The organism is Bradyrhizobium sp. 613_E4_N2_2, from assembly GCF_052075995.1.
Classification (GTDB): domain Bacteria; phylum Pseudomonadota; class Alphaproteobacteria; order Rhizobiales; family Xanthobacteraceae; genus Bradyrhizobium; species Bradyrhizobium barranii.
The window spans coordinates 6348321-6360983 of the sequence record NZ_CP197234.1 but is presented as its reverse complement, the minus strand read 5'-3'; the positions used below and the strand labels follow the sequence as shown (position 1 = coordinate 6360983).

Annotated in this window: 11 protein-coding genes; all 11 read right to left on the bottom strand. The window is 64.5% G+C overall.

The features are described from left to right. Positions 1-135: 135 nt before the first annotated feature. Positions 136-1509, bottom strand: a complete 1374-nt coding sequence (locus AB7290_RS30395) for a cation-efflux pump (protein WP_085400612.1) — start codon at positions 1507-1509, stop codon at positions 136-138. A gap of 256 nt (positions 1510-1765) precedes the next feature. Beyond that, positions 1766-2734: a quinone oxidoreductase family protein gene (locus tag AB7290_RS30390; protein WP_085400614.1), complete on the bottom strand. Its 969-nt coding sequence runs from the start codon at positions 2732-2734 to the stop codon at positions 1766-1768. 25 nt (positions 2735-2759) lie between these two features. Further along, positions 2760-3755: an NAD(P)H-dependent flavin oxidoreductase gene (locus AB7290_RS30385; RefSeq protein ID WP_063984534.1), complete on the bottom strand. Its 996-nt coding sequence runs from the start codon at positions 3753-3755 to the stop codon at positions 2760-2762. A gap of 287 nt (positions 3756-4042) precedes the next feature. Then, positions 4043-4693, bottom strand: a complete 651-nt coding sequence (locus tag AB7290_RS30380; RefSeq protein ID WP_071915558.1) for a hypothetical protein — start codon at positions 4691-4693, stop codon at positions 4043-4045. Positions 4694-4753: 60 nt separating this feature from the next. Further along, positions 4754-4957: a hypothetical protein gene (locus AB7290_RS30375; protein ID WP_063984531.1), complete on the bottom strand. Its 204-nt coding sequence runs from the start codon at positions 4955-4957 to the stop codon at positions 4754-4756. A gap of 272 nt (positions 4958-5229) precedes the next feature. Next, complete coding sequence (locus AB7290_RS30370) at positions 5230-6636, bottom strand: hypothetical protein (RefSeq protein WP_085400616.1); 1407 nt, start codon at positions 6634-6636, stop codon at positions 5230-5232. A gap of 615 nt (positions 6637-7251) precedes the next feature. Beyond that, positions 7252-8037, bottom strand: a complete 786-nt coding sequence (locus AB7290_RS30365; RefSeq protein WP_085400618.1) for a fumarylacetoacetate hydrolase family protein — start codon at positions 8035-8037, stop codon at positions 7252-7254. After that, positions 8037-9056: a 2-dehydropantoate 2-reductase gene (locus tag AB7290_RS30360; RefSeq protein WP_085400619.1), complete on the bottom strand. Its 1020-nt coding sequence runs from the start codon at positions 9054-9056 to the stop codon at positions 8037-8039. The genes AB7290_RS30365 and AB7290_RS30360 overlap by 1 nt, the downstream gene beginning before the upstream one ends. A gap of 98 nt (positions 9057-9154) precedes the next feature. Continuing rightward, positions 9155-9583: a CBS domain-containing protein gene (locus AB7290_RS30355; RefSeq protein ID WP_063984529.1), complete on the bottom strand. Its 429-nt coding sequence runs from the start codon at positions 9581-9583 to the stop codon at positions 9155-9157. Between the two features lie 179 nt (positions 9584-9762). Then, positions 9763-11100: an oxalate/formate MFS antiporter gene (gene oxlT, locus AB7290_RS30350; protein WP_085400621.1), complete on the bottom strand. Its 1338-nt coding sequence runs from the start codon at positions 11098-11100 to the stop codon at positions 9763-9765. 260 nt (positions 11101-11360) lie between these two features. Beyond that, positions 11361-12653: an oxalate/formate MFS antiporter gene (oxlT, locus tag AB7290_RS30345; protein WP_071915554.1), complete on the bottom strand. Its 1293-nt coding sequence runs from the start codon at positions 12651-12653 to the stop codon at positions 11361-11363. Between the last annotated feature and the right edge of the window lie 10 nt (positions 12654-12663).

Sequence of the window (12663 nt, the reverse complement as noted above, 5' to 3'; positions counted from 1 at the left end):
CAGTTTTCGCAGGCTGTCGAGAGTCAACGAATCGTTAACGCGAATTTATTCTTATCCAACGCGCACTTTGCGTCCGCAAACTTACGTGCGTGGCGAGTCCGAAACGAGAACATGTGACTCCCCGCACATTTCGCGTCACGCCCGCGGCGGCTCGGCGTGACTGATCACGCGCTTCACGCTCGGGAACGCGCGGCGGAGCGCGCGCTCGATCGCGTCGACATGCTCGTGCACCTTGATCACGCTCATCGAGGGCGTGGCACGGCAGTGGAAATTGACGATCTCGCCGGCGTCGGTGTTGCGGACACGCACATTGTGGATGTCGTAGATCTCGCCGCCGGCGGCATATTCCGTCAGGGCGGAGGCGATGGCCCGCACCCGTTCCGGCACGGCATCGACCCCGAACGGCAGTTCCGGTTCCAATGGTTCGATATGGACGTCCACCTCGACGTCGGCGCCGAACTCCTCCTGGATGCTGCGCTCCAGCGTGTTGGCGATGTCATGGGCGGCGTCGAGCTGCATCCCGGCGTCGACCTCGAGGTCGATGCCGACGATGAGCTTGGCGCCGAGGTCGTGCACCGTGACGTGGTGGATGGCGAGGCCGGAATTGTGTGCGATGACCATGATCCGGTCGCGCACGGTCTCGTTGTCGCGCGCGACGGGGACGGCGGTGAAGGTAAGGTCGGCGTCGCCGAATGCCTTGTCGACCGCCGCCTGCGCCTTGCGCTTGATCTCCTCGACGCGGTCGATCGGATAGGTTCGCGGCACCTTCGCGATGGTGTCGATGAACATGGTCGCGCCCACCATGCGCAGCCGCAACCGCTCGACGTCGATCACGCCGGGCACGCCAAGGATCGCGGCCGTGGCCTTCTCCTGCGCGCCCTCGGGGGCGCGATCGACCAGCGTCTGCACGGTCGAGCCGGCCATGCGCAGGCCGAGCAGGGCGATCATCACGGCGACGGCGGCAGCGGCCGCGGCGTCGCCCCACCAGAAGCCGAGGGCGGCCAGGATCAGGCCGATGATCACGGCGAACGAGCCGAGTACGTCGGAGGCGAAATGCAGCGCGTCCGCCGCGAGCGCCTGGCTGCGCGTTTCCCGTGCGGCGCGGTGCAGGGCGCGGGCACGCCACAAGTTCACGACGATGTCGATCACCAGCACCACGAACGGTACGGCCGAGATGGTCGGCGGCGGAGTTCCCTCGCGCAGGCGGCTGTAGGATTCGACCAGGATGCCCCCGGCCAGCACGTAGAGCAGGGCGGTGACACCGAGCGCGGAGATGCTCTCCAGCTTGCCGTGGCCGTAATGGTGCTCTTCGTCGGCCGGCTTGTCGGACACCCGCACCACCGCCCAGGTGATGATGGTCGCGACCAGGTCGATCGAGGAATGCAGGGCCTCCGAAATCAGCGCCAGCGAGCCGATCGCGATCCCGACCGCAAACTTGGCCGCTGCCATGCCGCCGCTGGCGAAGATCGAGATTGCGGCGACCGAGGTCTTGTTGTGCTGTGCGCTCATGGCCGGGGATTTAGCAGCCTAGGGCTGAACATCAAGCGACGATCCACAGCTGTAGTCGCGAGTGAGTTGCAGGAGCGAAACTATTGCGAATGCTTCCGAATTGAATGCTCGCTTATGCCACTGGCTCAGTCTCGTAGGGTGGGCAAAGGCGCGTAGCGCCGTGCCCACCAACAAGTGTCTCCTGATCAACCGCTGTGGTGGGCACGCTTCGCTTTGCCCACCCTACGAGACCGCGCGCTCGTCGCCCGGCCAGGCATCACAGCGTCACGACGATCTTCCCCAGATGCTTGTTCGCCTCCATGTGCTCGAACGCCTTGTCGATGTCGGCGAAGGCATAGACCTTGTCGATCGGCAGCTGCAGCTTGCGTGACTCGACCGCGCCCCAGATGTCCTTGCGGACCTCGTCGAAGATCTCGCGGACCTCCTCGATGGTGCGGGTGCGGAAGGTGACGCCGACATAGTCGATCCGGCGTGCGGCATGCAGGTCGAAGTTGAAATCGGCATGGGTGCCGCCGAGCCGGCCGACATTGACGATGCGGCCCTTGACCTTGGTGGCGGCGAGGTTCTGGCTCGCGACCTTGCCCGAGACCTGGTCGACGATGAGGTCGACGCCTTCGCCGTTCGTCGCCTTCAGCACCTCGTCCACCCATTTGGGGTCGGAGGAGTCGACGGCGAGGTCGGCGCCATACTCCCTAAGCCGGCCGCGGCGATAGGGATCGGTCGACGAGCCGATCACGAGCTTGGCGCCCTTGAGCCTCGCAATCTGCATCGCCATCAGACCGACGCCGGAGCTCGCCCCCTGGATCAGCACGGCTTGGCCGGGCTGAATGCCGCCGACGGTGACGACCGCGTTGTGCATGGTCGCGAGCGCGACGGGCAGGGTGGCGGCTTCCTCGAAGTTCATGTTCGATGGCGCGCGGAACAGCCGGCCGTGATCGGCCAGGGTGTATTCGGCGAACGCCGCGCCGCCCGAGCCCATGATGCGGTCGCCGACCTTCACGCCCTTGGCATCCGGTCCGAGCTCGGCGACCTCGCCGGCCCATTCCATGCCGAGCACGGTGCCGGCACCGCCGGCGGCGCCATGGGCGTGGCCCTTGCGCATGCCGGTGTCGGCGCGGTTCAGCCCGCAGGCGCGGACGCGGACCAGCACCTGCGTGCCCTTAGGCTTTGGTTGAGCGACGTCGGAAATCTGAGCGCCGTCAGGGCCGTAGACATAAGCCTTCATGAATTACTCTCGCTTCTTGCAGTGATTATTCAGCGGCTTGTGCGCTCGGATGAGCGATCATGCCTTCGAGCCGGCTGCGAATGATGGCTTCGGCCTCGCGCACGATGCGGGAGATCAGCTCGGCGCAGCTCGGGATGTCCTGGATCAGGCCCTGCACCTGGCCCGCCGACCAGATGCCTTCGTCCGAATTGCCGGTCGCATAGACCATCTTACCACGGGCGCCCGCAACCAGCTCGCGGATGTCCTCGAACTTCGCGCCTTCCTTCTCCATGGCGACGACCTTGGTCGAGATGTCGTTTTTGGCAACGCGCGAGGTGTTGCGCATGGTACGGAAGATCAGCTCGGTCTCGCGCTCGTCATTGGCGACGATCTTCTCCTTGATGAGCTGGTGGATCGGGCTTTCCTTGGTGGCCATGAAGCGGGTGCCCATGTTGATGCCCTCGGCGCCGAGCGCCAGGGCGGCGACGAGGCCGCGGGCATCGGCAAAGCCGCCCGAGGCGATCATCGGGATCTTGATCTTGTTGGCGGCGGCCGGGATCAGGATCAGGCCGGGGGTGTCGTCCTCGCCGGGGTGGCCGGCGCATTCGAACCCGTCGATCGAGATGGCGTCGACGCCCATGCGCTCGGCCGAGAGCGCGTGGCGGACGCTGGTGCATTTGTGCACGATCTTGACGCCATGCCTCCTGAACTCATCGACATGCTCCTGCGGCTTGTTGCCGGCGGTCTCGACCACGGTGATGCCGGCCTCGATGATGGCGGCGCGGTATTCGGCGTAGGGCGGCGGCTTGATCGCGGGCAGGATGGTGAGGTTGACGCCAAAGGGCTTGTCGGTGAGGTCGCGGCAGCGCGCGATCTCCTTGGTCAGGTCTTCCGGGGTCGGCTGGGTCAGCGCCGTGATGAAGCCGAGCGCGCCAGCGTTCGCGACCGCGGCGACCAGCTCGGCGCGTCCGACCCATTGCATGCCGCCCTGGACGATCGGGTGCTCGACGCCGACGAGCTTTGTGAACCGTGTCTGCAGCATGATCTGTTTCCCCCGCCTCGCGTGGCGCTCTGTTATCGGTTGATGGCGGCAGGATGCCGCCGGGGGTAGGAAAAGTCTATCAGCCGGGCGTGCGGGGCGTCATGCGAGCGATGAGGGTGATTCCGCAGGGCGGATAATTGGACGCCGGTTTCCGTCAGGCCGGCACCGCTGAGTCGGTTCTTAGCCCCGCTGCTTCAACACCGTCATTGCGAGCGCAGCGAAGCAATCCAGACTGTCTCCGCGGAGGGACTCTGGATTGCTTCGCTGCGCTCGCAATGACGGTAGAACTACTCCGCCGACAGCCGCACCATCTGGCGGCCGCCGTTCATTTCCTTGAGGCTGTTGACGAATTTTTCCGGGCGCTGCCAGCGGTAGGGGACCTGCAGGCCCATGAACTCGGCGATGTCGCCGATGAAGCCGGTGCAGTTGGTGGTCTCAGCGTTCCAGACCGGCGAGCTCGCCTGCAATTTCTTGATATAGGCGAAGACGCGCTTGGCGTCGGCTTCGCTCAGATAGACGCGGTAGTTCGCGGTCAGATAGTCCGGATCGAGATCGCCGTAGCTCGCGCCGGTTTCGGCTGGCACCCAGGTGAGGTGACCGAGCACATAGGCCCAAGTGTCGCCGGCGGGCGTGAGGCCCGCGACTTCGACGGCGCGCTCGCTGGTCTTGCCGTACCAGACGAACGCATGGCCCCAGCTCGCCGCCGTCCGCGCGCGGAAGTCGACGTAGTAGGGACCTTTCTCTGCGCGTGCGACGGAGCGCCGCGTCGATTGCGGCGCCGGTCGTGATGCGGCGTCGGTCGTAGCAAGCGCATTGGCGTCGGCAACGCGCTTGTTCGCTTCGTGGGCCGAGGCCGAGGGGGTGGTGCAGGCGAGCATCGCCGCGAGAGCGAATCCCGCGAGGATGCAGGATCCCGATCGATCAGATGTGTTCGTCACGTTGTGCCCCTCGACTACCGGCCGCTTACGCAGATTTCTTGCGCGTATTTCCGTTGCGCGTCAGTAGCGCGCAGCGACCGGGCCGGGCGCCTTGCCGATCGGGGCCTTTCCAATCGGGCTCTTGCCAATCGGCATCTTGCCGATCGGCGCCTGCTCCGCAGGATAGACGGGAACGGGCTGGCGACGCGGCAGATCCGCAGCGTTCGCAGCCGTCACCAGAGCAAGCGTCGCACCCAGAGCAATTACAATTTTCTTCACAGTCATACCCCTAGAAGGTTTGGTCCAAACACGGCACGGCCGTGCCCCCAGACACGCCTCATAGAAGGCGGCCGAATGCGTCCAAGTTGCGGCACCCGCGGGACATGTTGGCGGCATTGATCGGGTGCGCGGAGATATGATGTGTCTGGATGTTTCGGCGCGGCGTGATTGCGGGCTGTAGGATGGGTAGAGCGAAGCGAAACCCATCGCACCCTTTCCACGGTGATCGTGGTTATGGGTTTCGCTGCGCTCTACCCATCCTACGCAGCTCGGGCTTCTCACCCGATTCGGTTCAGGCTGTTCCTGATCGTCGAGAAGATGCCGCCGATGTCTTTGCGCAAGGCATCGAGCGCGTTGAAATTGTCGAAGATGCGGGCGAGGCGGTCTTCGACCTCGCGCTTGCTCCTGGCGAGGGCATCGACGCGCGAGGCGAGGGTGACGTCGCCGTTCGCCTCGATCTCGCCGACGGTGTTCGCAAGGAGATCGCGGGTGGCGCCGACCTCGGCGATCATGGCCTCGATGCCGAACACCGGCGCCTTCAGCGGAACGAGGTCGGCCTGCGACTTCGACAACTCCGTCTTGAAGGCGTTCAGCGTCGCCAGCGTCTCCTGCAACGCGCCGAGCCGCTGGCGCGACTGGAGGACGAAATCGTTCAGCGCGTTCTGGCGGTCGACGAGGGTCTTGCCCTCGGGGTCGGTTTCGACGTCGGCGAGCGAGCGTTCGAGCTGGGCCTGGCGCTGGCCGAGTTCCTCGAAATCGAGCCGGATCGCTTTCAGGATATTGAAGCTGTCGTCGATGCGGGCGAGGCGCTGCGCGATCTCGATCTTGTTCTTCGAGAGCGTCTCGACGCGAGTGTCGAGCGGCGCCTCGCCGCCGGTCTCGAGCTCGTCGATGCTCTTGGCCAGACGGTCATGGCTGAGGCCGAGCTCGCCGATCAGGGCATTGATGCCGGCGTCCGATGAGCGCAGCGGGACCAGTTCGGCATGGGATTTCGCCAGATCTTCCTTGTACTGGTTGAGGGTCACGAAAGTGTCCTGGACCGCGTTCACCCGTGACAGCAGCGCCGATACGTCGCGCGCCACGTCCTTCAGGCGGTCGGCGAGGTTATTCTTGCGGTCGTCGGTCTCGAGGTCGAGCAGGGAGCGTTCGAGCTGGTTCTGGCGGTCGCGGATCTCGGTGAAAACAGGCTCGACCGCGCGCCGCTGGTCGGCGACCTTGCCGACCATCTCTCGCACCCCCTGCTGGCGCCGGCGGATCTCGGCGAGCTGGTCGTGCATGTCGGTGGATTCGTTTCGGCCCTGCTGGAGTAGGGCGCGCTGCTCAGTCTCGCCCAGCTTGTCGTGGAGGGCGGAGACGGCCTCGCGGGGATCGCTTTCGATCAGGTGCTGGACGGTGGCGTCGAGGTGGTTTTGCAGGGCGTGGGCGACGACGACATCCTCGCGGGTCTTCTTGAGGCGGTCGCGCAGGGTATTGAGGCGGCGATCCTGACGCGAGAGCCGCCAGGCGGGGGCGCCGATCAGCGCCAGCCCGAGCGTCACGATCGCGCCGGTTGCGATACGCTGCGGCATAGGCAGGTCCGCAAACAGGGCAGGCAAGTGCGCGACGTCATAACCAAACGCCTGTTGGGCGAGGATCGCGATGGCGGCTAGCAGGACAAACCAGGCAACCACGAAAAACAGCCACATCGTGACTTCCCCACCCGGGACACATTCTCGCCATAGTTGCTATTGGAGAGCGGAACCGAGATCAAGGGGCGGGCGGGGTTGCCAGATGTTTCCGGTCGCGCGATCCACTGCCGGTTGCGTCAGTCGATTGGCGGAGAGCAGGGTGCCAGGTTTTCCCGGGGAGCGGGGCAAGGCCTGTAAGCCCGGATGGAGCAAAGCGCAATCCGGGGTCTGCGCGCGCAGAAACGCCCGTCCCGGATTAGGCTTCGCTCCATCCGGGCTACGGCACTGCGTGGGCCCCTTTCGGGGAGGCTAGCAGCAGGCGTCGGCGCGAGCCGGCGAGCCTCGGGCTATCATTTCCCGAGGAAGTTCGTGCGCATCTTGTCGGCGAACCAGACCACGAAGATCGCAGCGAACGAAAGAGCGAAGTACAGAGCCGCCCAGAGAAGTGCATTACTGGCGTTCGACATGACATCCTCCCTTGCATCAGAAATCGATCTGTTGCCGGGAAGGATAGCGGCAGCCGCGACCGCCGATTTGCGCAGGATCAATTTTTGCCGGGCTGCGGCGCAAATGGCCGGCGAGCCTTCATTCCGGGCCCACGATGGATTTGCGGCCTAGGAATGACGCAGCGAGTTACAGCCGAAACTCGTTGGTCAGCTCGCCGATGCCGTCGATCGCGACGGTCACGGAATTCACCGGCTCCTTCATCACCCCGACGCCGACCGAGGTGCCGACGGCGATGAGGTCGCCGGGAAGCAGGGTCATGTCGTGGGAGATTTTGCTGACCAGCTCCTGCGCGGTGAAGATCATGTCCGAGATCGGATAGTTCTGCCGCTCCGCGCCGTTGAGGATGGTGCGCACAACAAGCTTGGCCGGATCGAGGCCGGTTGCGATGACGGGGCCGAACGGGCCGTAATCATCGATGCCCTTGGCGCGGGCCCATTGCGGGAAAGTGGGATCGCTGGTCAGGATGTCGTTGGCGGTGATGTCGTTGACGCAGGTGTAGCCGAAGATGAAGCTGTCCGCTTCCGCCGGCGAGACGCGGGCGCAGGTCCGGCCGATGACGATGCCGAGCTCGCCCTCATAGGTGGTCTTGCCGTCGTAGTAAGAGGGGCGGCGGATCACGGCGCCCGGCGTCGTGATGGTGGTGGTCGCCTTCAGCAGATAGAGCGGCTCCGGCGGCTCGGGCTGGTTCAGCTTGGCGGCGAGCGCGTGGAAATTATTCCAGAGCGCGACGATCTTGCTGGGCGCGCAGGGCGCGAGCAGCTCGACCTCCGACAGCGCCAGCACCTTGCCGGTGGCTGCATGGCGGCCGAACATCTCACCCTCATACACGCTGATGCCTGATGGCGTCAGGGTGCCGAAGCCGGTCGCACCGGCATGGCGGAAGCGCAGCCATTGCTTCATCTCGCCCGCCATCACGCCACCGCCAGTGCACGGGGATCGGCGGGCGCGGAGACGCCGTCATAGAGGCCGGCGATGCGAGCACGCTGGGTCACCATCGCCAGCACCGAGTCGAGCGCGGGCGTGGCGATGCCGGTGAGGCGGCCCATCTCCTGCACCACGGTGACGAGCGGGTCGATCTCCATCGGACGGCCGCGCTCGAGATCCTGGAGCATCGAGGTCTTGTGCGCGCCGACCTTGCGGGCGCCCTCGATACGGCGCTCGACGTCGACGCGGAATTTGACGCCAAACGTCTCGGCGATGCCTTGCGTCTCCACCATGATCGCGCGCGACAGCGCACGCGTGGAGGGATCGGTGCAGATCACGTCGAGCGTTGCATGGGTCAGTGCGCTGATCGGGTTGAAGCAGACATTGCCCCAGAGTTTCAGCCAGATCTCGTCGCGGATGCGGTCGAGCACCGGCGCTTTCAGCCCGGCGGTGACGAAGAGATCGGCGAGGCGCTGCACGTCCGAGGTGATTTCGCCGGAGGGCTCGCCGAGCGGAAAATTGTTGCCGTAGACGTGGCGGATCACGCCGGGCGCTTCGATCTCGGTGGCGGGATAGACGATGCAGCCGATGGCGCGCTCGGCGCCGATCTCGCGCCACTGCCGTCCGCCGGGGTCGATGCTCTCCAGCGTCGAATTCTCGTATTGGCCGCCGTGCTTGTAGAAATACCAATAGGGGATGCCGTTGACTGCGGTGACGATGCGGGTGTGCTGCCCGAGCAGCGGCTGCATCTTCTCGATCACGCCGGTGATCGAATGCGCCTTCAGCGTGATGATGATGTAGTCCTGCACGCCGAGTTCGGCGGGATCGTCGGTGCAGCGCGGATGCACGGTGTGCTTCTCCTCGCCCGCGAGCAGGGTCAGCCCGCGCTCACGCATCGCGGCAAGGTGGGCGCCGCGCGCGACCAGGCTGACGTCGGCGCCAGCGCGTGCGAGCTGAACCCCGAGATATCCGCCGATCGCGCCGGCGCCGTAGATGCAGATCTTCATGAAATCCTCGCGGGTGTCCGGAATTTTGGGACGAAAGATCCGGTCCGGCTCGGAGAGGTCCGAGCCGGGGCCGGTAGTCGCAGGGGAAGTGTGACGCTTTAAGCTGCTGCTTGCGGCGAGCCGTTGATCGCTTCGTCAACGGCAGCAGCAATGTCGCGCATGCTGATGACGGAGACGAGGCTGTAATCGTCGATGACCGGCAGGTGACGGATGTGATTGCGGTTCATCAGATGCCGGACGTGCTCGATCGTGTCTGAGGAGCTGCAGGACACCAGCTGCTGCACCGACACGAGCTGCGAGACCTTGACGTTGATGGCGTTGGCACCATGCTCGGCGACGGCGCGCACCACGTCGCGCTCGGTGAACATGCCGACCGCGGTGTTGCCTTCGGAGCGGACCACGTCCTTGACCACCAGCGCGCTGATATTGTTGGCGCGCATCAGCTTGGCGGCGATACCCACCGTTTCGTTCATTCGCACCGTGACAACGCGCGGTGTCTTCTTGCGCAGAATGTCTCCGACCAGCATTGCAACCTCCCTAGGTGAATGACAGGGGAAGTGTGGTATACATAATGCCAATCGTCAAGCATTCGATTTGGCTGATCCGAAAATTCTTGCGGCAGCAATACTGACGTTTGTCATCGTGCCAAAAAGGAAAAGGGGCGCATCGCTGCGCCCCTTTCGACCGATTGAAAGGCGTGTGGTCGCTACGCTGTCTCGGTCTTGGCGTTGCCGGTCTTGGCGGTGTCGGTCGCGGCGTTGGCGCTCTCGGCTTCCTTGCCGAGGATGAAGGAGCGGCGCAGCGGCTTGATCACGAACAGCGCCGTCAGCGCCGCCGTCGCGTTCAGCGCCACTGCGACCACGAACACGGCCTTCCAGCCGTACGTTGCCGAGATCACGCTGGCGAGCGGGACGAGCAGGGATGCCGTGCCTTTCGCGGTGTAGAGCATGCCGTTGTTGGTGGTTGCGTATTTCGAGCCGAACGTGTCGCCGCAGGTGGCGGGGAACAGCGAGTAGATTTCGCCGAACACGCCGAAGTACACCGCGGTCGCGAGCACGAACACGATCGGGATGTTTCCATAGGCCGACAGCGTCAGCAGCATCACCGCCGCGGTGCCGAACGCGATGAACATGGTGTGCTCGCGGCCGATCGTGTCGGAGACCCAGCCGAAGAAGGGACGTCCGAAACCGTCGAAGATGCGGTCGAGCGAGATCGCGAACGTCAATGCCGCCATCTGGAAGCCCGCGAGCGTCACCGGCGTGTCGGCGATCTTGAAGTCGTGCGCGATCGGGCCGATCTGTGCCGCGGTCATCAGGCCGCCGGAGGCGACCATGACGAAAACGAGATACATCACCCAGAAAATAGGGGTGCGCAGCACCTGCGGCGGGGTGAAGTCGATCTTGGTCTGCGGCAGATTGAGCTGCTTCTTCTTCGGCGGGATGGAGATCCGCGGCGGCTGGATGAAGAAGGCGAGCACGAACACGATCAGGCCCTGGCCGATGCCGAAGGTGAGGAACGCGTGCTGGTAGCCGCTCGTTACGATCATGGTCGCGATCGGCACAATGGTGAGCGCGGCGCCCGCGCCGAAGCCGGCGGCGGTCGCACCGGCGGCGAGGCCGCGGCGATCGGGAAACCATTTCAGCGCGTTGCCGACGCAGGTGCCGTACACCGCGCCGGCGCCCATGCCGCCGACGACCGCGGCGGCGTAAAGCAGGGCGAGCGAGTCAGCGTAGGAGTTGAGCACCCAGGACAGCGCGATCATGACGCCGCCGAACATGACGACGATGCGCGGACCGTATTTGTCGACGAACCAGGCCTCGATCGGCACCAGCCAGGTCTCGGTGACGACGAAGATGGTGAAAGCGAGCTGGATCGCCGCGCGGCCCCAATGATACTTGGCGTCAATCGGATCGACGAACAACGTCCAGCCGTATTGCAGATTGGCGATCATCGCCATGCAGACGATGCCCATGGCGAGCTGGAACCAACGGAAACCGGTGCGAAGAGGCGCAGCTGTGACGGCGCCGTCCGTGCTGGAAATCATCAATAACCTCCCAACGCGCCTGATTGAATGCGACCTGGGATTGCAAGATGACCCAGTGTCGCAAATATTGTGGCTTATCGTCGCAAGCGCGGCGGGGACATTGGTATACCATATTCCAGAAGGCAAGCCCAATCTTGTGACGCAGCGCAAGAAAAGTGCGCGGTTCCCTTCACGTCAGCGGTAGCCAAGGCGGGTTCTGCAAAAACGAAAACGCCCGGCCGTGAGGCCGGGCGTCGTGCTTGAAGGAGTGGTGGAGTGCGTCAGGCGGCGGCGGTCGATTTCGCGACCACGACCTTGCGCCAGGGCTTGAGCACCATGATCGCCAGCAGCGAAGCCAGGATGTTGGCGCCGGCCGCGATGATGAACACGCTGTCCCACGTGCCCGACGATTGCTGCATGTAGTTGGCGATCGGGACAAGCAGCGCGGCGGTGCCCTTTGCGGTGTAGAGCAGGCCCGCATTGGTGGTCGCGAACTTGGCGCCGAACGTGTCGGTGCAGGTCGAGGGGAACAGCGAGTAGATCTCACCCCAGGCGAAGAACACGAAGCCCGACAGCAACACGAACCAGAGCGGGTCGTGTCCCCAGAGGTAGAGCATCCAGATGCCGAAGCCTTCCATGCCGAAGGCGATGAACATCGTGTTCTCGCGGCCGATCATGTCGGAGATCCAGCCGAAGAACGGACGCGTCAGACCGTTGAGCACGCGGTCGATCGTGGCTGCGAACGTCACCGCGGTCATCGTCACCGCCATCAGCGTCACCGGAACGCTGTCGACCTTCCAGTCGACTGCGATCGGCTTCAGGTTCGCCGTCACCATCAGGCCGCCGGCGCCGACGATCACGAACATGAAGTACATCAGCCAGAAGATCGGCTGGCGCAGCACTTCGGTCGGCTGATAGTTGCGGCGGGTCTGTTGCAACGCAGCGTTCTGCACAACGGGAGGCACCTGTCCGGCCTTCGGCGCGTAGAGGAAGAAGGCGAGGATGCAGATGATGATGCCCTGGCCGAGCCCGAAATACAGGAAGGTGGTCTGGAATCCGCTGTCCTTGATCATGGCCTGAATCGGCGCAACCGTGAGCGCGGAGCCCGCGCCGAAACCGGCCGCCGTGATGCCGGCAGCAAGACCGCGCTTGTCGGGAAACCATTTCAGCGCATTGCCGACGCAGGTGCCGTAGACGCCGCCGGCGCCGATGCCCGCGATGATCATGCCGAGATAGAAGCCGTTGAGCGTGGTGGCTTGCGCATTGATCGCCCAACCGATGGCGCAGAGCACGCCGCCGACGAGCACGACGATGCGCGGGCCGTATTTGTCGACGAACCATCCTTCGACCGGCACCAGCCATGTCTCGAACAGTACGAAGAGCGTAAAGGCCCATTGGATCGAGGCGCGATCCCAGCCGAACTTTTTCTGGATGTCGGGGACGAAGAACGTCCAGCCGTATTGATAATTGGCGATCATCACCATCGCCGCTACACCGACCGCCAATTGCGTCCAGCGATACGTGTCGCTAACCCGCGCGGCGGTTGGAACCGTTGCCTGCACCATGTCCGTCATAAAGCCTCCC